The following is a 19,762-nucleotide window of genomic DNA, read 5'->3' on the forward strand; positions in this document are numbered from 1 at the left end:
TCTCAAGGCAACACTGATCGCCATCGCAGCCGGACACCCCCAAAGCCGCATCGACAACCTGCTCCCATGGAACTTTAATACGTCAAGCTAGATCACAGGTGCTCCGCAGCGAACGCTTACGTTTCTTTGGCCTGATGTTGAATTCTTCGTTCGCAACACTCAACGTTGTTGTTTTGCCGGTGATGTTAACCTTACCTTCGATGCTCCCTGCACAACCAGGTTGGTTTTCTTTGATTGGTACGTTTGTCGATAGTTAAACAGGATAATGGTCTTCAGCCTTGCGGACCAAATGAGCATCTAACATAGCGGCCGTATTGTTGTTTGAATAATGGCCTTCATAAGATGTTTGATTTTAAGTAGCAGCGGACAATGCTGCAATTGCAAACGACATTCCCATCAGAAAAACTCGAAGCATATGTCACCTGTTGCTCGTTGCGGTCATCTCAAGCTTAATACTATCCAGAAAATACAATGTGGATAGCGACCGGTACCCTTTTGTGTTTAACCGTATGGTGAAGCACACACAATATAGTCAAGCGCTCATAAGCCGATGAACCGCCTAAGAGAAAGATCTGCAGATGAAAAGCTGGATAACCATTCCGATTTTTCTGTCTGTTTTTGCGGCGGGATGCAGCCCGAACAAAATTATTGCCATTCTGCCTTCTCCGAGCGGACAATATCATGTTGAAGTTCGCAAATGTCCTCAAAGCGGGTCCCTGACACGGACGGAAAAGACGCAGGTTTCTGTTCTTAAAACGGGCACATCAGAAAAGTGTCAATCAGCCATAAATGCTCTGGTACAATTCGACGGACCAGCACCTGCCGATCAGCTGCAAATCAAATGGGCATCCAATACAGAACTGACAGCTTGGCATCCGAGCTTCAATGCGAAGTACGGACCTTCTACTGCAACCTTTAAGCATAATGCTCCGGTTAAGGTAATTTTTTTACCGGAAAACTAAGTGGGCGAGTTGCTTCCCTATAATTGAACGGTCTACGTACAAAAAGAACGCACTTCACATTGGCGCGTTGATTAATTGTCCTCACGGCTATATTTTGAAGCCATCACATCCGTCCAGTCGTCGATGAACCTTTTGCGCTGCGCCGCATCTTGGGTTGCAAGGAGGGCGGGGCCAATACGGACTGGACGACCGACACCGCTTTCAATGAGCGATGGCGGCCCGTCAATTCCCACGGGTAGGGTGCCGTCGCGTGAGAAGAAGAAAGCTTTTTCTTTCGCTACCCGACGTCCGCGTTCGGACAGAAGATAGTCTATAAAACGCGCGGCAAGATCAGGTTGTTTTGCATTCTGTGGAATGAGCGTAGCACGGCTCAGAACCAGCGTGTAATCGCGCGGCAAGATTATTTTCAGCTTTGGATTACGCAGACTAGCTGCATAGGCATACGACCCTATGATATTGTAACCTATATATATTTTCTGATCTTCGATGTCAGTCAGGATTGAGTTGTTGCAACAGCGCAGCTGGGTGTCGACACGGCTCATGCTCTCGAGCAGCCGTCCATAGGCAGTGGAGTTTTGTTCGGAGTCCAGGAAAGCAAGAAGGTAGCCAACTCCAGATTGGCGCAGGTCATATGTTGCAACATGGCCCCGAAAAAATTCCTGTTTGCGGCGCAGAAGATCGGCAAGCTCACCGCGCGTATGAGGAACGTCCTGTGGCAGCACATAATCACTGTGATATACGATGACGGATGGCTCAAAGGTGAAACCATAGACCTCATCGCGCCAATTATTGGCATGGTTCTCGATTGCCCGCGTTTCAGCTGAAACATGCGGTACAGCACATCCGTCATTAGCAAGTTTTACCATCTGGTCCACAGAGGAAGACATCAGAAGATCGCCGAAATTCTTCCTTTCACGACAAGCTGCATCCGATTCGCGATAGAGATCATTGGTGACAAAGTCGGTATAATCGACTGAGATATGAGGCTCTACTTCCTGAAAATCTCGTACCAATGGCTTCAGAGCTGAAGTATCAGCGGCACCATTTATGACAAGTCGTCCCGTTTCCTCGCGCAATGCAGGAAAGTGCGTCGTGGTCCCTTCATCTGACTGAGCGTGTGCTACGCCCATTGCCATGGTTGTGAACAAAGCGGCCAGAAGACAGATTTTCATTATGTCGTCTCCTGTGCACGGGGCAGGTCCAGTATCACTGTAAAGCCTGTTGAACCGTTTTCGCGAAAGCGGATCAAACCATCATGTGCAGCAGCAACTTCTGCCGCTATGGCAAAGCCTAGTCCTGAGGCGGCTGCAGCTTTGGAAGAGGTGGCGTTAAAACGACGCGACATCTGATCCCATTTTTCTGGGGGAATACCTGGGCCATCATCTTCGACTTCAACACAGATACGCTGTTCAAATTGCATCACACGCACATCCAAACGCGAGATTGCACCATGGCGCAGTGCATTACTAATGATATTGGCAATAGCTTCCCGCAAACTGACCGGATCGCCATTAACGAACAGAAGAGGTTGTCCTGCCTCAAAAGAAATGACCATGTCGGGGTCAACGGTCAGCGGAATGGTATGATGGAAGGCCATGCGTGCCACATCAACCAGGTTCACTTTCTCAAGCTGTATAACCCCTGAACGGTGAATGACCATAGCGTGGCTGAGCAATTGATTGGTCAATTGTGCCAGCTCGCCGGTTCGCGTTTTAATACGTTGTGTGCGTTCCCGATCCGCCTGGCTCATACAATCTTCGTCCAGCATATCTACCTGAGCCGAAAGAGCCGTCAACGGCGTGCGTATTTGGTGTGCAGCATCGGCAATGAATTGCTGAAGCCGAACAACACGTTGATCCAGCCGTGTCATGAAATGGTTGATTGCGCCCACAAACGGCTGCAATTCCTGCGGGGCAGATGTCCGCATGGGCGTCAAATCCTCAGGATTACGCCGACGAAGTGCGTGAGCCAAGCTCGTTACGGGTTTAAGTGCATAACGCACAGCCAGAATTGTTCCGCCCAGCCCAAGTAAAATCATGATACCAACGATGAGTATGGCACCTTGGGTAACTTCTCCGGCAAGCGCCCGGCGCGCCTCGGTAGTTTGGGCCAGAACGACATAAACCCATCCACTTTGTGCTTGATCGGCAAGCGCCCGAGCGACCGTAATAACGCGGACTTCCGACCCGCGATATGTCTCAGTTTCAAGTTTCGGATCGCGACGCGCAGCAATCAGATCATCATTGATGCTGAGATCAGGATAGCCACTGACAACCGCACCGTCGGGGCCAACGATGCGATAGAAAATGCGGTCTCTTTCGGCAAAGCCAAGCAGTTCAAAAGCGGAAGGTGGCAGATTGACAATCAATTTGCCGTCGGTCTGCGTAATTCCATCGGCGATCTGAAGGGCCGCTCCACGCAACAGCTGATCATAGGTTTTATTGGAGGCTGTCTGACCATAGTACCAGGCCGCAGTGATAAGTGTGCTCGCCCCGACAAGCAGAACGAGCCCGACGCGTATGACGAGGCGCGAGAACAGTGAGGGTTCAGGCGTTCTCATCGATCACCAGTTGATAGCCGATACCGCGCTGAGTAATGATTGATACGCCTGATCCCTCGATCTTCTTGCGTATTCTGGATATGTAAAGCTCGACCGCATTATGATTGACGCCTTCATCGAAGCCGAACAACGTGTCCATTAACTCATCTTTGCTAAACAAACGGCCTGGGCGGGTAGCGAAAACTTCCAGAATAGCGATTTCTCGCCGTTTCAGCTGAACCTCACGATTGCCTATACGGACATTGCGGCTTTGCCGATCGAGCTGAAGATTGCCAAACACGATTATATTTGTTGTCTCACCGCTATTCCGGCGCAGTAAAACACGAACCCTAGCTTCAAGTTCTCTAAAGTCGAATGGCTTGACCAGATAATCATCCGCACCAAGGTCGAGTGCACTGACCCGATCCTCTATCTCCGAACGTGCTGTAAGAACCAGAACCGGAACAGTTTTTTTAGCGGCTCGCACACGACGCAATATCTCAAAGCCGCCAAGCCCGGGGAGCATGACGTCAAGAATGATTAGATCATAATCGGTAAAGTCGAGAATTTCAGCCGCGGCTAACCCGTCTGTCTCCCAATCAACCGAGTGTCCCACTCGCTCCAACCGTTGATTGATTGCCTCCCCGACATCCCGGGTGTCTTCGACCAGAAGGATGCGCATAATTCATAATTTGCATGGAAATTTAATCATGACAACAAAAACCTGTTCAGTTTTGACAGGTTGCTGACAGTTTGGACAATCAATCTATGTATTATGGCGAACTGCTCGTGGGAGCGAATGGTTTTCCTATATCCTTGGGAGGATATCGATTTGCTGAAAGCTTTGGTCTGCTTTGTAAGAGGCGGAGATACTTCTGCTTTGTCCGGTATAATCGAAATGTAGAGTGTTAGATTCGCAGTATAAATTCTGCTATGTCGCGCCACATGTCCTTCCTTGAGATTAAGAATCATTTTGGGAGGACTATGGAAGTGAAGCATTCTTTCTCTTATGCCCTGATAACAAGTGCGACCACTCTGGTAATGGTAATGCCTACCCTGGCGGCAAGCGACGATCTGTTGGAAGCGGCACGTAAAGAAGGTTCAGTCACCATTTATTCGGCGACTGATCAGGCACAGGCGCAGGCAGCTCTTGAAGCCTTTGCAAAAAAGTATCCCGGCATTCGGGTCGATTATAACGATATTGGTACAAACGGCGTTTATAACCGTGTGATTTCAGAAGCTGCTGCAAAACAAGTCAGTGGCGACGTGTTCTGGACCTCGGCGATGGATCAGGGCGTTAAGCTCGCAGTTGATGGTTATCTGGAAACCTATAAGTCGACGGAGAGCGCCTCACTGCCAAGCTGGGCTGTCTACAAAGATATCGTTTATGCGACGTCAATCGAGCCAATCGGCATGATCTACAACAAGACTGCGCTGTCGAAAGACACGGTTCCACAGACGCGTGAAGACCTGATCAAATTCATTTCCAGCGGCGAATATAATGGTCGTATTGCGACGTTTGATCCGGAAAAATCCGGCGTCGGCTTCCTTATTCAGACCAATGATATGGACAATACAACAAATTTTTGGGATCTGACCAAAGCGCTTGGCATGGCTAAGGGCAAATCTTACTCTTCGACTGGCTCCATGCGTGAAACTGTGGTTTCGGGTGAGAATGTCCTCGCTTACAATCTGATCGGCTCCTATGCACTGGATTGGGTGAAGAGTGCACCAAACCTTGGTGTTGCCTTCGGCAAGGATTACACGCCTGCCTTCTCACGCGTTGCTGGTGTGTTGAAAGATGCGCCGCATCCAAATGCCGGAAAGCTGTTCATCGACTTCCTGCTTTCTCAGGAAGGCCAGACAGCACTTGCGTCTAAGGGCATGCCTGCGCTGCGGAAGGATGCAACAGAGGGTTATAACATCGACACGCTCAACGAGCTGGTTGGTGGTAACCTCAAGCCAATCGCGCTTGATGAAACCTTGCTGCAATTCATGGACCCCATGAAGCGCCTGAAATTCCTCAACGAATGGCGTGCAGCGTTGAAAGGCTGATCAAACTCAAACCCAATACTTTTGCCCTTGTTGCCTAAATTGGCTCATCCCGGAGCGGGGCCAGTGCATCGGGTCTTTACCCCTGAAAACCCAGATGCCTGGCCCGTTCTGAGAGCACTATAGCCCCACGGCAGTTCCATTCTTGCAAATCGCTTGTTTTCCCGGAGGTAACAATCCATGCTGGCGGATACCTACACCCAAAAAATAACTCAGGAATCGCCCCGCCAGATGCGCTTGAAAACACCTCGCGCACCCGGTGAAGCTCGCTTGTTCAGGCGCCTTGTTATCGGGTTGCTGACATTAAGTGTGCTCACACCCATTTGCCTGATTATCTATCAAAGTTTTCTGGATGGCCCATTTTTTAGCGCGAATGCAAAAATGGGGCTGAGCGCTTATGAATACATCCTCGTTGATCCGATGTTTTACGATGCGCTATGGAACACGGTCATCATGGCTGTGGGCATGGTGGTGATCGCTGTGCCGCTTGGCGCGGCGCTCTCCTTCCTGCTCACTCGTACTGATGTTCGGTTTCGCAAAGCACTCGAAGTCATTGTGCTGGTCCCGATGTTCATTTCGGCACTGGTGCTTGCATTCGGTTATACGGTCGCTATTGGGCCTTCCGGCTTTGTATCGATCTTCGCACGTGACATCTTCGGCTTCGTACCATGGAATATCTACTCGCTGACCGGCATTGTACTGGTTACCGGGCTTGCACATGTTCCCCATGTCTATCTTTATGTGTCGGCTGCAATGCGTAACTTGCCTTCTGATCTGGAAGAGGCTGCACGCATCACCGGTGCACCCATCTGGCGTGTATGCTGGGACGTCACAGTTCCTATGGTTTTGCCTGCACTCATCTTCGCAACAGCACTCAACCTGCTGATTGGCTTTGAGATGTTCGGCGTGCCTCTGGTTCTCGGTGATCCAAGCGGCATTAATGTTCTGACCACCTATATTTACAAGCTCACAACGCTCTTCGGTGTTCCAACCTATCAGCTGATGGCCGTTGTGGTCGTGTTGTTAGTGCTCTTAACTCTGCCTTTGGTGTGGTATCAGCGCCGGTTGTTGCGTCACAGCCGTCGATATGCCGCACTTGGCGGAAAAGGTTCACGCACAACTGTCATGCGCCTTGGTCGTGCCGGGCAGATAATTGCGCTTTCAATCATCGGTTTCTGGTTATTCCTGTCGGTAGTCTTGCCAATCGGCGGCATTATTCTGCGCGCTTTTGTTGATGCATGGGGACAGGGCGTCAATCCTTTTGCTCATCTGACAACAAAGCACTTCAACGCCCTTTTTGAAGTCCCTAGCCTTTATCGTGGCGTTCTCAATACCATCATGCTGGCTGTCGTGGGTGGAGCGGTAGCGGTTGCATTCTATCTGCTTGTCGGTCTGGCAGGTCACCGCAATCGCGATGTATCCAATACCGTTCTTGACTATATGGTCTTGTTGCCGCGCTCGATGCCAAGCCTGATCATCGGTCTCGCCTTCTTCTGGCTTTTCCTGTTCATCCCGTTCCTCGTACCGCTGCGCACAACACTGATAAGCCTATTCATCGCGTATCTGATTGTCGGTCTTTCCTACGGCCTTCGTCTCCTGCAGGGCACACTCATTCAGGTCAGTCCTGAACTTGAAGAGGCAGCACGTACGACCGGTGCAACCATTGGCCAGACCTGGCGAGATATCGTCATTCCGATCGTGCGTCCGGGACTTGTCGGCGCATGGGCACTGATCATGATCGTGTTCTTACGCGACTACGCAACCGGCATCTATCTCATGAGTGCTGGAACTGAAGTGATCGGTTCGCTGATGGTTTCCATGATCCAGTCCGGTGCAATGGACACCATTGCAGCACTTGCATTTGTCAGTATCGTTCTTACCGGCGCAGGCCTTGGCCTCGCCCTTCGTCTGGGAGCAAAAATCCATGACTGAACTAGTTGTACGCGACGTTCACAAATACCTTGGTGGCCTGCATATTCTTCAAGGCGCATCGTTTTCTGCCGAACGCGGTTCCATCGTCTCGCTACTTGGTGCATCTGGCAGCGGCAAGACGACCTTGTTGCGTTGTATTGCGGGCCTTGAGCAGCCTGAAGAGGGTCTGATCAGCATCGGTGGTAAGCCGATGCTCGACGGCAGCAAGGGCCTAACTATTGCACCGGAAAACCGCAATATTGGCCTCGTATTTCAATCTTACGCGCTGTGGCCTCATCGTACCGTGATGGAAAATGTCGCATATGGTCTGAAATTGCGCGGCGTCAATAAGATGGAAGCAGGTAAGCGAGTGCAGGCAACGCTGGAAAAGATCGGGCTTGGCCATCTGGCAGAGCGCTATCCGGATCAGCTTTCCGGGGGACAGCAACAGCGTGTCGCCATCTGCCGCGCGTTGGTGTATGAGCCGCGTGTGCTTCTCATGGACGAACCGCTTTCCAATCTTGATGCGAAGTTGCGTGAGGAAGCCCGTTATTGGATACGTAAATTGATCCTTGATTTGGAAATCTGTGGCGTGCTCGTCACGCATGACCAATCAGAAGCCCTTGCTGCATCTGACAACATCCTGCTGCTGCGCAACGGTGCCATTGTACAGGAAGGAACACCTCAAGACATCTACACGAAGCCGAAAAGCTTCTACGCAGCTGATTTCCTCGGGGCGAATAATATCGCCAATGGCGTGATTCGTCGGATAGGTGAAGAAGCCAGCATTCATGGAACCAACTGGCAATTGGATGGAGTTATCGTTGGGAAAAGCGATGAAAATGATGACAAGGCCGTGATCCGGGTCGAACAGATTGCCGTTTATGATGCACCTAGCCAGCATCGTAAGGAAATGCATCTCGACGCATGCTTGTATCTCGGTGATCGTTGGGAATATCGTCTGCGCGCTGGAGATTTTGCCGCGAAAGCCTTTGGTTCCAAGGCTTTACCAGAAGGTCCGGTTTGGGTCGATATCCCCCGCGAGAGTGTCTGGCTTTTTGCACGTGCCGCTTAACGAGAGCTGTGTCCGTGAACAGGGGACCGGTTTCGAGGTGATGATATGCGCTAAAGCAAATAGATAGCACCCTTCCAAAGGTTGATCTTTTACCGTTAAAGAATCCAGAAGGCGTTTTTGGGTTGAACCCAGTTGGTTGATTGGCCAACTGGGTGTCGTCATTTAATTAATGCACGCCCCATGTTCTCAATCAGATAATCTATGTTTTGAGCATTTTGAGAAACTCGTCGCCAAAGCCAAATCATCAGGCAACACATAAGTCCCCATGCGATGATAACGTCAGAGAGAAAATGGGCGCCAAACATTACGCGATTAAACGACGCAAACAGCAAAACTGGTACAATAACGGCAGTTGCAACGGGGCGCCATTTTGCGGGTATCAGTATGAGCACTGAAAGTGTTGCCGCCGCAGTTGCGGCTTCGCCTGATGGAAATGAGCAATTGCGACTGCATTGAGCAGCGTATTGCCAAACAGGTGTAAATTCTGCAGAGCCCCCAAATTCAAGTAGGCTACGTGGTCGTGCACGAGCAAAAAAGTTTTTGAGAAATTGTACAGTAAGAAATGGCCCAATAAGAAAAGTTAAAATGACAAAGAAAGCCTTATGGGGCTGAAAAAATTTAAATCTTAGCGGCTTAACAGCATAAAGAATGATTATCATAATCATCAGAATGAGCAGGTAAATTATGGAACGACGGTTCGCGTCACGGACGGCCAGGAGCACCGGATTTTCCGACCAAGGAAAACTGTGTGTGTTTGCGAAAAAGCGAGTGACCGCTAAATCGAACGTGGGGAACATGATAAAAATTAAACTTGACACCAATAAAAAGCTGACGGCCGATGTAGTCCATCCAGACAGCCATATGCTATTGACGTAGCGCGCCCGATAAGGAGCGTCGCCTCGGCTGGGAGCAGGGTTGCGCATTTTTAAAGCCTTGCAAAATTAACATGGCCGCGATTTGAACCCCGATTGTCAAGAAACGGTGGAGAGCACACCTGTGCTTTGTCAAAATACAACAACAGACCCGTCAATCTGTTGTTCGGAAATTGCGTGTTGGTTTTTTCTACGGCATAACTTGCCTGACACTACCAAGATTAAACATGAGAAAATAAAGAAGTTCGGAGCATAAGGTGGAAAATAGCCTCGTTCTAATCGTAGAGGATGAGCCCGAAATCGCACAAATTTTAAGCGCTTACTTGGAACGGGAAGGATACCGGACAGTGCGTGCTGGAGATGGTGAAACTGCACTGCAACATCATGCGCTCCTCTCGCCAGATCTTGTTCTGCTGGATATCCGCCTCCCGAAAATGGATGGTTTTTCTGTGCTTGGTCGTTTGCGTCAGACGGAAAACACACCCGTGATTATGATAACCGCCTTGGCGGAGGATCTGGATCGGTTAAGTGGTTTGCGTCTAGGGGCCGACGACTATATTGTTAAGCCGTTCAATCCGCAGGAGGTTGTAGCGCGCGTAAGGGCTGTACTTCGCAGAACGAATGGAGCTCAACCCGAAACGGTCCGGCGCTTTGGTAATTTCGAAGTAGACTTTAAGGCTTATTCGGCTTTTGTGTATCAGGATGAGAGGCGAGTCACCTTACAACTCACCCTAAGTGAATTTCGAATTCTTGCTTACATGATCCGCCGCCCGACCCACGCTTTTGAACGCGCTGACATCCTTGACGCATGTTTGCCTGAAAGCGATGCATTGGCCCGGACTGTGGACACCCATATTTCAAATCTTCGACGGAAGCTTGAAGAACTCGGGCAGAGTGGCTTTTTCTCCGCAGTCCGAGGCATCGGCTATCGGTTCTGTGATCCAAAATGAAGCTTCCGGCTCTTTCACTTGCAACACTGACCGCAATCATCATCACAGCAATGCTTTTGTTGAGTGTTGGTTTGGCGTATCTCGGCGTCAACTGGTATTCGTCTTATCTTGAAGAAGGACTCTTACAGCAACTCCCCACGGATGCGGCGCGTGCCTACCGAGAAATGAATGCGGGCGTGGTGCCAGACACCGCGGCGCTCAAGGAGCTTTTTGAGTATCTTAACGGGTTTTCAGAACCGTTGGATTGGAATCTTTATATCTCGGTTCTGGTATCGGGACTTATCTCAGCATTGATCTGTAGTGCGATCGGGGTCTTTTTGGCCAGAAAGATTGCGCAACCACTAGAGCAATTGACGGCTGTTGCGGAAGCGTTGAAGTCGGGTGATTTTTCCGTCCGCATGACGGATCCCCACAAAAGCACTATAGAAGTGTCCAGCCTCATAGATAGCTTTAATGCGCTGGCTACGAGTCTTCAAAACATGGAAAACAGACTGCATTTCAACAATATGGCAGTAGCGCATGAACTGCGTACCCCGCTCACGATTCTGAGGGGCACGATGCAGGGTATGGTCGACGGTGTATTCCCTATGGAAAAGAAGTCCTTGGGCAACCTTCTTTTGCAAGCTGAGGGATTATCCCGGATTGTCGAAGACCTCCGTACTTTATCCTTGGCGATAGGCCAAAAGCTGGTCATGCACCTTGAGCAGATTAATCTGGCTCAGTTGATCGAAGGAGTTCTACATTCGGCTCAACCGATGCTCGATACAAACAATATTAAAGTGGCAGCAGAACTGCCGCCAACTGTTGTTCTGGTTGATTCACAGCGCATAAGACAAGCTATCCTCGCACTTGTTGAAAATGCTTGTCGTTATGCTGCGGAAGGCACGAGCTTACGATGCGAAATTGATAAGTTGGCTGACGGATTTCTGGCTATTCGGCTTCTGGATCGAGGCCCCGGATTTCCGGATGATATGTGTGGAGTTGAAGTGAAGCCCTTTTGGCGTGGGGAAGTGTCCAGATCACGCGCTACTGGCGGCACGGGATTGGGTCTCTCGGTGGTGCAGGCTATCGCTGTCGCGCACGGTGGAAGGCTCGAGTTGCAAAACAGATCTGGCGGTGGCGCCTCACTGTCAATTGTCCTCCGCAGAATGGATGATGACACTCGGTAGAGCGCGTTTCGCTGTGTTTAATGTAATTTGTAGTTTCATGAACAGATGCGATCGAAATGGCTTAAGCAGCTTCTATATCCCGCAGTGGCGGGTTACCGTAAAATCGACTGTACTCGCGACTAAACTGCGAAGGGCTCTGATATCCCACACGATGGCCCGCGGTGCCAGCATCGAGCCGTTCAACTAACATTAGTCTTCGCGCTTCATTCAGTCGTAATTGCTTTTGATATTGAATTGGTGTCATCGCAGTGATTGCTTTGAAGTGATGGTGAAATGATGAGACACTCATATTCACGTGTTCAGCGAGTTGTTCTATCTTAAGTGGAAGAGCAAAGTTCTGCCGAAGCCACGAAATTGCACGTGCTATTCTGTTTGCCTGGCTATCGACGGTTGCGATATTGATAAGCCGCTCGCCGTCCGAGCCGGTCAACAACCGGTATAGGATCTCTTGTTCTACAAGAGGTGCCATAACACGTATTTCACCGGGGGTCTCAAGAAGACGTAGCAATCGGATTGTAGCATCGAGCAACTCAGTAGGGGCAGCATTCACAGCTATACCCCTTTTTACCTCGGACGTATTCGAATGTCGACGAATATCCATCTGACCAAGGAGATGAACGAGTTTCTCGCTATCGATTGCCAGCGACAGACATAAGTGTGGTGCCTCAGGGCTCGCTTCAGAGACGCGCCATGTAACGGGTAAGTCCAGCGATGTCACCAGATACTCACCTGTTGTGTAGTTGATAGTTGCAGATCCAAGCTGCAAAGACTTTGCGCCCTGTAGGACCATTGCGAGGCAAGGCTTGTAACTACTATGACACGGAGTACTTGGCGTTGAACGTCTGCTCAACGAAAGCCCCTCGATGGCTGTTCGGACTTCACCGTCTTCCTTTACAAAGCGAGCCGCCAGTGATGCAAGTTCGCTATAAGCGTCTGCCGGTGATCTCATATGTGTCTCGTTTCATAACTAATTGAACTGCCACTTACTTATGTCTGGCTGTTCGACTTGCGAAGAGGATACACCAATTTTTGCAGGATCGTGCAAGAAGCTTGTAGGATTGGTATACCTCATGGCGCGAAACTCGTTCATATTTCGATGTCCCTTCTCCCCCCAATTTCACTTCAATGATTGGAGTTCATTATGGCTATTGCAAGAGGTTACGCCGCTACCGACGCGGATCAGCCGCTGGTTCCGTTCACATTTGAACGTCGCGAACCAAATGCCGACGATGTGGTGATTTCAATTCAGTATTGCGGCGTCTGCCACTCCGATATTCACACTGTCCGCAACGAATGGAAAAATGCAGTCTATCCGATTGTGCCGGGACATGAGATCGTCGGCATCGTAACGGCGGTAGGTGCGGATGTAACCAAGTTCAAAGTTGGCGATAAAGTAGGTGTCGGATGTTTTGTCGACTCCTGTGTCGGTTGTGCCACGCGCGATCTCGACAACGAACATTATCTGCCTGGTCTCGTACAGACCTATAACAGTGTCGATGCGGACGGAAAAACACCGACACAAGGGGGTTATTCTGATCAAATCGTCGTCAGGGAAGGATATGTTTTATCCATACCTGATAATCTGCCGCTTGACGCCTCAGCGCCTCTTCTTTGCGCTGGCATTACTCTTTATTCGCCATTGCGTCACTGGCAGGCTGGTCCTGGCAAAAAAGTTGCGATCGTTGGTATGGGTGGTCTTGGACATATGGGCGTGAAACTGGCAAATGCCATGGGCGCGCATGTCACTGTGCTTAGCCAGTCGCTCTCAAAGAAGGACGACGGACTGAAGCTCGGAGCAAAAGAGTATTATGCGACCAGCGACAGTGAGACCTTTGAGAAACTTGCAGGAACATTTGATCTGATCATCTGCACCGTAGGCGTAGCGATTGACTGGAACGCCTATCTTGGTCTGCTCAAAGTAAATGGCACCATGGTGGTCGTTGGTGCGCCAGAAGATATGGTGCCAGTCCACGCATTTTCGCTTATTCCGGGCCGTAAGAGTCTTGCTGGATCGATGATTGGGTCGATTAAAGAAACACAGGAAATGCTCGATTTCTGTGGTCAGCACAACATCGTTTCGGAAATCGAGAAGATTAATATCCAGGACATCAATGAGGCTTACGAACGGGTTCTCAAAAGCGATGTGCGTTATCGGTTCGTTATCGACATCGCATCTCTAAATGCATAAAAAATGGGCGGCCTTTTGGTCGCCCTTTTCTTGACCTGTTTAAGCCCTCAATGAGTCCCGACAGCTTTGCCATATGTGCGAATGACATTGCGGACGGCTTCCACCATCAGCGCATGTGGAGTGGCTTCAACGTTACCTGAGACAACAGCGGGGTAAAGCGTACCGAGATACTGGCTGATCAAGGTTTCCGGAATTTTGCGACCTTCAAGACGATTCATGAGTAAATTGACGGCAGCGGTCGCTTCGGGATGTGGCCAGTAATAGCGAATGCGGTCGCTATAGGAGAAATGGCGCTGAAGACGTAGCTCTTCTGCATCGCCATGATAGTATTTCTCCCAGTTTTTGGGCTCGTTGAGAAGCAGCTTTTCAAGCTTGCCGCGAACGGTTTCTTCTTCTGGTAGCTTGTCGAGAAAGGCTGCAATCTGGTCGAGACCATAAAGCGCTTCACGCAGTGCAAACGTCAGGCCCGGACCGACTTTGAGAATGGCAAAACCGTCATGAACGAGATCGGTAAGCGCTTCCACCGGCTGATAGTCGGTTGAATGTGCTTCAAAGACAAATTGTGGCATTTCATTGAGCGTGCTGCTTAGCGCAGTTGCCTTGTCGCTATCGTAATAGACGACATTCTCATTTCCAAATTCCACGCCTGGCTGCACGACAACGCCAATGGCACGCGCAAATGCATCTTCTAGTCCAAGCGCTGTGAAAGCCTTGCGGTGAATGGCAACGGTTTCAAGGGCTGCTTGCGGGGTGGTTAGTTCTAGCTCTTCGATTTCTTCCATCGCACCGCCGGGGATCGGAACTTCCGTGCCCACAATATAAACCGGTAGATCAAAACTGCATTCGGCGGATGCTTTTTCTGCAACTTTGGCAAGCCGTGCCGCGCGTTCTGCGGTGATTGCATCAGGCAAAGCGACAGGTTCGCCGGCGCAGCCCATGGAGGTGTCAAGGTGGATCTTGGTGAAGCCGGCACGCACAAAGCCATCCATCATGACTTCAGACTTTGCCAGCGCTTCTTCAGCGGGCAGATGCTTCCATGGATTTGGACCAAGATGATCGCCACCTAGAATGAGACGCTTGGTATCAAAGCCTAGACGGGCGGCAATTTCCTCGACAAAGTGGCGGAAATCCGCCGGTGTCATGCCAGTATAGCCGCCATCCTGATTGACCTGATTGCAGGTGGCTTCAATCAACACATCGGTGTTGGTGGCAATACCTTCCAGTAATGCTGCTTCAATGACCAAAGGATGCGCCGAACAGATCGAAGTGATGCCTCCGCGTGCGCCGCTCGAGAACCGCGCGGGAAGGGTGCTCAAGGTTTGGGTACTGCTCATGACGATACTCCTTTATTTGCAATGAAGGCTTCAATTTCTGCCATAGTGGATGTGCCTTCCATTGGGCCTTTTACGCCCACCGCCCGCGCGCCTGTTGCGTTGGCGAGGTGTAGCGCATGCGCAGGTTTCATGCCGCGCAACCAGCAAGTGACGAAGGCTGCTCCGAAGCTGTCACCAGCACCGGTCGGATCGATTTCTTCGACCCTGAATGCAGGTGAGGAGATTTCACCAGACTGGTCGAAATAGCTTGCACCATCAGCACCACGCTTGACGACGATTGCTTTGATGCCACGTGACAGTAATTCTTCGATCGCAGCCTTTTCTTCAGTTGCTTTGGTGAAAAGGAAAATCTCCGAGCCACTTGGCATGAACAGATCGGTGTTTTCGAGCGCATGGGCGAGTGCTTCCCGCAGGCCAGGCAGATCCAGCATTTCCTTGCGGATGTTTGGATCAAAGGAAACGGTACCGCCTTTGGCCTTGATGCGGACAGTTGCCTCGTGGATTGCTGCGACGATACCGTCTGAAAACAGTGCCGATCCCATGATGTGCAAGTGATCGGCAGTCTCGATCAATGCTTCGGCTTCTGGTGTTAGTTCAATTGCGCTGCAGGCGCTGTGCTTGATATTGAATATGAAATCGCGATTACCGTCCGGACGATAGCGCACGAAGGCGCTGCCTGTGGCTGCGGTCGGATGTATGCCGATGGCCGACACATCGACGCCGTCCTTTTGCAGTCGCTCAATATTGAGCGTACCGAAATCGTCATTGCCAACAGCACTGACGATACCGCATGGTTGGCCCATTTTTGCGGCCTGATCAATGAAGATCGCAGGTGCGCCAGAGGCAAACGGCCCGATCAGCGGAATAGCGCTCTTGAAACCGTTACCAGTTTCCACGGCCATGATCTCAACGACGATTTCGCCGATGGTGATGATCTTTTTCATTTATGTATACCGCTGCTTATGTTCTGACGGACTTTGAACGGACATCGAGCCAGACGGCGACAAGAATGACGACACCTTTGACGATGAGCTGATAGAAATAGGGCACGGACAGCATGTTCATGCCGTTGTTGATGACGCCGATAATGAGCGCGCCAAGAATGGTGCCCACCATAGTGCCAACTCCGCCTGCAAGCGAGGTTCCGCCAAGAACGACAGCTGCAATTGCATCAAGTTCGTAGCCCATACCGGCATTAGTCTGTGCGGAGGACAGGCGCGACGAGAGCAGAATGCCGCTGATGGCCGCCATGATACCGGAAAGCATGAAAACAACGATCTTGATGCGATCAACCCGGATGCCGGAATAGATGGCGGCTTCCTTGTTCCCACCAGCCAGATAAATGCGGCGGCCGAATACGGTCTTAGACAGCAGGATATAATTGACGATGAAGAGAACGCCGACAATCCAGATGATAATCGGAAGGCCAAGCCAGGTTTCAGAACCGATGGCAAGCCACGTGTCGTTATCGATAATTTCAGGTGCGCCATTGGTAGGCAGACTGACCATGCCGCGATAGATTCCCATCGTTGCGACGGTGACGATGAAGGACGGCAACATAAGCTTGGCCGAGAGGACACCATTCAAACCGCCCATGATCGCGCCCGCAGCGAGTGTGAATATCACTGTTGGCGCAAACCCGAAGCCCATTGTAAAGGCCTGGGCTGCCACCATACCGGATACAGCGGTTATGGAGCCGATGGAAAGATCAATTTCGCCCAGTAAGATCACATAGGTCATGCCGTAAGCGGCAACCGCAATCACCGCGACCTGCTGCATGATATTCATGAAATTGTTAAAGGCGAGGAAGCGCGGGTTCAACACAGCAAAGACCACGCAGAGCACTGCTAGCGAAATGACAATGCCGCCATACTGGCGGATCATCGGCGAGGAGAACAGCGAACGGCGGACTTCTGCGTCCGCTGCTTTTTTCTGAATTTCTTGTACGTTGCTCATTTTTGCATTCCTGCTGCATAGCTCATGACGGCTTCTGGCGTGAGGCCATCGGCATCAAGGACAGCGGCGACATGCTTGTTATGCATGACGGCTACGCGGTCACTGAGACCAAGCACTTCCGGCAGTTCGGAGGAAACCATCAGGATCGCCGCGCCATTGGCGGCTAGTTTACGGATGATGCGATAGATTTCGAATTTCGCACCGACGTCGACGCCGCGCGTTGGCTCATCAAGGATCAATATGCGTGGCTTCATCTGAAGCCATTTCGCCAGCACGATTTTTTGTTGGTTGCCGCCGCTGAGCGAACCCGCGATCGTATCAAGCGAAGCGGTCTTGATGGCAAGGCGTAGCACTTCCGCTTTAGCACTAGAGCGCTCTGCGGATGAGCGCATCATGCCAAATGGACCTGCAAGCTGACCAAGCGCAACCATATTGATGTTGCGCTCGACGCTATGAGGCAGGACGAGACCTTCTTCTTTGCGGTTTTCAGTGACAAAAGCGATGCCGTTGCGGATTGCATCCGTTGGTGAAGCCAGTGTAATCGGCTTATCATCCAGTATGATTTCGCCGGTTGGCTGAAGCATGCCGAACAAGGCCTTCATGACATCCGAACGACCTGAGCCGACGAGGCCGAAAAGGCCCAGCACTTCGCCCGGTTTCACATCGATAGAGACATTATGAAATTTACCCGGCACGCTGAGGCTTTGGGTTGCCAGGATTGGTGGGACGATTGCCGATGGACGAGGAGCCTCACGCGGGGGGTAGATGTCGGTCATCTCACGCCCAACCATCAACGCAATCAACTTATCGATGCTGGTCTGATCTTTTTCCGTGGTCGTTACATATTCACCATCACGAACGACAGTAATGTCATCAGAAAGTCGCATGATTTCTTCCATGCGATGGGAAATATAGATAACGGCCGTGCCACGTGCCTTCAACCGTTTGATGATCGTGAAAAGGATTTCTGCTTCGCTGTCGGAAAGGGAGGACGTGGGTTCATCGAGGATAACGACGTCCGCGGGCTGGCTCAACCCTTTGGCGATTTCTACGAGCTGTCGCTGCGCAATTGAAAGGTCACCGACTTTCGCGTGCACATCGACCGGCAGACCGAGCTCATTGATCAGTTTGTCGGCTTCCGCGTTCAGTTCGGAATTGCGGATGAACCCAAAACAACTTGGTTCATTATTCGCAAAAATATTTTCGGCGACGGAGAGGTTGCGGCAGAGACTCAGCTCCTGAAAGACGATCGAAATTCCATGGGAACGGGCATCAAGCGGGTTCTTGGGCACATAAGGCGCACCCTTGAGTATGACCGTGCCAGATGTTGGTTTGAAAACACCGGCTAGGATTTTCATCAGCGTGGATTTACCCGCGCCGTTTTCACCCAAAAGTGTGTGCACACGCCCACGGCGCACAGTCAGGTTCATGCGCTTAAGCGCAATTACCGAACCGAACGACTTCGCGATGTCGCGGATCTCCAGCACAGTATCGGTCATCAAATTTGGACTTATATCTTTTGCGGAACTGGTGGCTGTCATTTTAGGCCTCCGCTCTCCGTTGTACTGCAGATGAGCGCGCTGGGAAACGATGAGCGTTTAGTGTCTGCTGTCGATGATTGCGCAGCGGCAGCTCTGGCGTATGGTGCCGCTCAAGCTGCCGCGCGCGGAATGGAAACGGCGACTGGGAGGAGTGCCGCCGTTTCACGCGGTGTTACTTAGTTTCGCCGTCTTTGGTGACAACGCCAGGTACGATTGGCTGTTTGGCCGGCACGCTTTCGCCCTTGATCACTTTGACAGCTGTTTCAACTGCAACTTTACCCATCTGGTCCGGATACTGGGCGATAACGCCAACCATGACCGGATCATTTTTCACAGCGTTTCGGGCTTCTTCCATGCCATCAAAGCCGATAACTTTTACCTGCTTCTCAAGCTTGGCAGCTTTCACAGCGGACGCCGCTGCGAGCGCTGCGTCATCACCAAAGCCAAAAATACCGACGATGTCGGGATTGGCTTGAATGATGTTTTGTGCGACAGCAAGTGCTTCAGAACGAGTGATACCGGGCTGGACCGATACGATTTTGATGTCCGGATAGTTGGCAATGGTCTTCTTGAAGCCTTCAACGCGGTCCACGACCGACTGTACGGTCGGGTATTCGATGACCGCAACATTGCCTTTTTCACCGACGGACTTTGCCATCAGATCGCCAGCCTTTTCCCCGCCAGCAAAATTATCTGTCCCGACAAAAGACGTGACATCAACATTGTTGGCAGGAACGTCAACGGTTATGACTTTGATGCCTGCTTTCTCAGCCTTGTTGATTGCCGAGCGTACGCCCTTGCTGTCAACCGGCGAGATAATGATGACTTCAACGCCCTTGGTGATGAAATCTTCGACATCGGCGAGCTGCTTGCTCAGATCCTGATTGGCGATAGACACTTCGAGCGGCACATTCTGGGCCTGCGCTTCCTTCTTCATCGCGTCTGCGAGCGAAATGTAGAAAGGATGCTGCTGGGTTAGGAGTGACGCGCCGATGCCTTCAGCATAAGCAGCACCCGCCATCATAGCGATAGCGACACCGGAAAAGAGAATGCGGCCGAGCGATTTGCGAAACATGATTTCCTCCGAATAGAACCGGCATTTGCCAGATCGTCCTTCTGACTGGGGACACAAATAACATTTTCCTGCGGGCTCAAGACTGTTTCCATCTTGAAACCTCCCTGAAGGGCAGGTTCCTTCACTAGCCCAACACCG

At 51.0% G+C, this 19,762-nt stretch carries 17 protein-coding genes; 7 read left to right on the forward strand and 10 right to left on the reverse strand.

Features of this window, described 5'->3' with window-relative positions; genetic code table 11:
* The first annotated feature begins 578 nt into the window (after positions 1-578).
* Positions 579-962 carry a hypothetical protein gene (locus OIV19_RS07960; RefSeq protein ID WP_264231159.1) on the forward strand — a complete coding sequence of 128 codons (384 nt, stop codon included), beginning with the start codon at positions 579-581 and terminating at the stop codon, positions 960-962.
* 71 nt (positions 963-1,033) lie between these two features.
* Here OIV19_RS07960 and OIV19_RS07965 read toward each other — a convergent pair whose 3' ends face one another.
* The 3 genes from OIV19_RS07965 to OIV19_RS07975 are packed head-to-tail and all read right to left on the reverse strand — an operon-like array spanning position 1,034 to position 4,183.
* Positions 1,034-2,134 carry an ABC transporter substrate-binding protein gene (locus OIV19_RS07965; RefSeq protein WP_264231160.1) on the reverse strand — a complete coding sequence of 367 codons (1,101 nt, stop codon included), beginning with the start codon at positions 2,132-2,134 and terminating at the stop codon, positions 1,034-1,036.
* Positions 2,134-3,522: a sensor histidine kinase gene (locus OIV19_RS07970; protein WP_264231161.1), complete on the reverse strand. Its 1,389-nt coding sequence runs from the start codon at positions 3,520-3,522 to the stop codon at positions 2,134-2,136. The genes OIV19_RS07965 and OIV19_RS07970 overlap by 1 nt, the downstream gene beginning before the upstream one ends.
* On the reverse strand, positions 3,509-4,183 hold the full coding sequence (locus tag OIV19_RS07975; protein WP_264231162.1) for a response regulator transcription factor: 675 nt from the start codon (positions 4,181-4,183) through the stop codon (positions 3,509-3,511). The genes OIV19_RS07970 and OIV19_RS07975 overlap by 14 nt, the downstream gene beginning before the upstream one ends.
* Before the next feature lie 302 nt (positions 4,184-4,485).
* On the opposite strand from OIV19_RS07975, the gene OIV19_RS07980 reads away from it, so the two are divergent.
* From OIV19_RS07980 to OIV19_RS07990, 3 genes are all read left to right on the forward strand, one after another.
* The gene (locus tag OIV19_RS07980) at positions 4,486-5,556 is read left to right on the forward strand and encodes an ABC transporter substrate-binding protein (RefSeq protein ID WP_264231163.1); all 1,071 of its coding nucleotides are present in this window, start codon (positions 4,486-4,488) and stop codon (positions 5,554-5,556) included.
* A gap of 228 nt (positions 5,557-5,784) precedes the next feature.
* Positions 5,785-7,485 carry an ABC transporter permease gene (locus OIV19_RS07985; RefSeq protein WP_264231164.1) on the forward strand — a complete coding sequence of 567 codons (1,701 nt, stop codon included), beginning with the start codon at positions 5,785-5,787 and terminating at the stop codon, positions 7,483-7,485.
* A complete protein-coding gene (locus tag OIV19_RS07990; RefSeq protein WP_264231165.1) occupies positions 7,478-8,539 on the forward strand; it encodes an ABC transporter ATP-binding protein in 1,062 nt (353 codons plus the stop codon). The genes OIV19_RS07985 and OIV19_RS07990 overlap by 8 nt, the downstream gene beginning before the upstream one ends.
* A gap of 158 nt (positions 8,540-8,697) precedes the next feature.
* Here the strand turns inward: OIV19_RS07990 and OIV19_RS07995 are convergent, their stop codons facing one another.
* Positions 8,698-9,462 carry a phosphatase PAP2 family protein gene (locus OIV19_RS07995; RefSeq protein WP_264231166.1) on the reverse strand — a complete coding sequence of 255 codons (765 nt, stop codon included), beginning with the start codon at positions 9,460-9,462 and terminating at the stop codon, positions 8,698-8,700.
* A 206-nt stretch (positions 9,463-9,668) separates the two neighbouring features.
* Between OIV19_RS07995 and OIV19_RS08000 the strand changes: the two genes are divergently transcribed.
* Together OIV19_RS08000 and OIV19_RS08005 are read left to right on the forward strand one after the other, a co-directional pair.
* Positions 9,669-10,361, forward strand: coding sequence for a response regulator (locus OIV19_RS08000; protein WP_111787958.1), 693 nt, complete (start codon positions 9,669-9,671; stop codon positions 10,359-10,361).
* Positions 10,358-11,530 (forward strand): ATP-binding protein, encoded by a 1,173-nt coding sequence (locus OIV19_RS08005; RefSeq protein WP_264231167.1) that lies wholly within the window; start codon positions 10,358-10,360, stop codon positions 11,528-11,530. Before OIV19_RS08000 ends, OIV19_RS08005 begins: the two co-directional genes overlap by 4 nt.
* A gap of 61 nt (positions 11,531-11,591) precedes the next feature.
* Here OIV19_RS08005 and OIV19_RS08010 read toward each other — a convergent pair whose 3' ends face one another.
* Positions 11,592-12,479: an AraC family transcriptional regulator gene (locus OIV19_RS08010; protein WP_264231168.1), complete on the reverse strand. Its 888-nt coding sequence runs from the start codon at positions 12,477-12,479 to the stop codon at positions 11,592-11,594.
* A 192-nt stretch (positions 12,480-12,671) separates the two neighbouring features.
* On the opposite strand from OIV19_RS08010, the gene OIV19_RS08015 reads away from it, so the two are divergent.
* Positions 12,672-13,718, forward strand: a complete 1,047-nt coding sequence (locus tag OIV19_RS08015; protein WP_264231169.1) for an NAD(P)-dependent alcohol dehydrogenase — start codon at positions 12,672-12,674, stop codon at positions 13,716-13,718.
* A 47-nt stretch (positions 13,719-13,765) separates the two neighbouring features.
* Here the strand turns inward: OIV19_RS08015 and OIV19_RS08020 are convergent, their stop codons facing one another.
* The 5 genes from OIV19_RS08020 to OIV19_RS08040 all read right to left on the reverse strand — a co-directional run bounded on the left by OIV19_RS08020 (position 13,766) and on the right by OIV19_RS08040 (position 19,573).
* Positions 13,766-15,052, reverse strand: a complete 1,287-nt coding sequence (locus tag OIV19_RS08020; RefSeq protein ID WP_264231170.1) for a D-tagatose-bisphosphate aldolase, class II, non-catalytic subunit — start codon at positions 15,050-15,052, stop codon at positions 13,766-13,768.
* Positions 15,049-15,996 carry a tagatose kinase gene (locus OIV19_RS08025; protein ID WP_264231171.1) on the reverse strand — a complete coding sequence of 316 codons (948 nt, stop codon included), beginning with the start codon at positions 15,994-15,996 and terminating at the stop codon, positions 15,049-15,051. The genes OIV19_RS08020 and OIV19_RS08025 overlap by 4 nt, the downstream gene beginning before the upstream one ends.
* A gap of 16 nt (positions 15,997-16,012) precedes the next feature.
* Positions 16,013-17,008, reverse strand: a complete 996-nt coding sequence (locus OIV19_RS08030; RefSeq protein ID WP_264231172.1) for an ABC transporter permease — start codon at positions 17,006-17,008, stop codon at positions 16,013-16,015.
* Positions 17,005-18,549, reverse strand: coding sequence for a sugar ABC transporter ATP-binding protein (locus OIV19_RS08035; protein WP_264231173.1), 1,545 nt, complete (start codon positions 18,547-18,549; stop codon positions 17,005-17,007). The genes OIV19_RS08030 and OIV19_RS08035 overlap by 4 nt, the downstream gene beginning before the upstream one ends.
* 172 nt (positions 18,550-18,721) lie before the next feature.
* A complete protein-coding gene (locus OIV19_RS08040) occupies positions 18,722-19,573 on the reverse strand; it encodes a substrate-binding domain-containing protein (protein WP_464554385.1) in 852 nt (283 codons plus the stop codon).
* Positions 19,574-19,762: the final 189 nt, after the last annotated feature.

Origin of the sequence: Brucella sp. HL-2 (genome assembly GCF_025846885.2) — a bacterium.
GTDB classification, from domain to species: Bacteria; Pseudomonadota; Alphaproteobacteria; order Rhizobiales; family Rhizobiaceae; genus Brucella; species Brucella quorumnocens.

What these genes read in the sequence shown, in the direction of transcription:
- OIV19_RS07960 (WP_264231159.1), top strand. Translation starts at nt 579, where the DNA reads ATGAAAAGCTGGATAACCATTCCGATTTTTCTGTCTGTTTTTGCGGCG.
- OIV19_RS07965 (WP_264231160.1), bottom strand. Translation starts at nt 2,134, where the DNA reads ATGAAAATCTGTCTTCTGGCCGCTTTGTTCACAACCATGGCAATGGGC.
- OIV19_RS07970 (WP_264231161.1), bottom strand. Translation starts at nt 3,522, where the DNA reads ATGAGAACGCCTGAACCCTCACTGTTCTCGCGCCTCGTCATACGCGTC.
- OIV19_RS07975 (WP_264231162.1), bottom strand. Translation starts at nt 4,183, where the DNA reads ATGCGCATCCTTCTGGTCGAAGACACCCGGGATGTCGGGGAGGCAATC.
- OIV19_RS07980 (WP_264231163.1), top strand. Translation starts at nt 4,486, where the DNA reads ATGGAAGTGAAGCATTCTTTCTCTTATGCCCTGATAACAAGTGCGACC.
- OIV19_RS07985 (WP_264231164.1), top strand. Translation starts at nt 5,785, where the DNA reads ATGCGCTTGAAAACACCTCGCGCACCCGGTGAAGCTCGCTTGTTCAGG.
- OIV19_RS07990 (WP_264231165.1), top strand. Translation starts at nt 7,478, where the DNA reads ATGACTGAACTAGTTGTACGCGACGTTCACAAATACCTTGGTGGCCTG.
- OIV19_RS07995 (WP_264231166.1), bottom strand. Translation starts at nt 9,462, where the DNA reads ATGCGCAACCCTGCTCCCAGCCGAGGCGACGCTCCTTATCGGGCGCGC.
- OIV19_RS08005 (WP_264231167.1), top strand. Translation starts at nt 10,358, where the DNA reads ATGAAGCTTCCGGCTCTTTCACTTGCAACACTGACCGCAATCATCATC.
- OIV19_RS08010 (WP_264231168.1), bottom strand. Translation starts at nt 12,479, where the DNA reads ATGAGATCACCGGCAGACGCTTATAGCGAACTTGCATCACTGGCGGCT.
- OIV19_RS08015 (WP_264231169.1), top strand. Translation starts at nt 12,672, where the DNA reads ATGGCTATTGCAAGAGGTTACGCCGCTACCGACGCGGATCAGCCGCTG.
- OIV19_RS08020 (WP_264231170.1), bottom strand. Translation starts at nt 15,052, where the DNA reads ATGAGCAGTACCCAAACCTTGAGCACCCTTCCCGCGCGGTTCTCGAGC.
- OIV19_RS08025 (WP_264231171.1), bottom strand. Translation starts at nt 15,996, where the DNA reads ATGAAAAAGATCATCACCATCGGCGAAATCGTCGTTGAGATCATGGCC.
- OIV19_RS08030 (WP_264231172.1), bottom strand. Translation starts at nt 17,008, where the DNA reads ATGAGCAACGTACAAGAAATTCAGAAAAAAGCAGCGGACGCAGAAGTC.
- OIV19_RS08035 (WP_264231173.1), bottom strand. Translation starts at nt 18,549, where the DNA reads ATGACAGCCACCAGTTCCGCAAAAGATATAAGTCCAAATTTGATGACC.
- OIV19_RS08040 (WP_464554385.1), bottom strand. Translation starts at nt 19,573, where the DNA reads ATGATGGCGGGTGCTGCTTATGCTGAAGGCATCGGCGCGTCACTCCTA.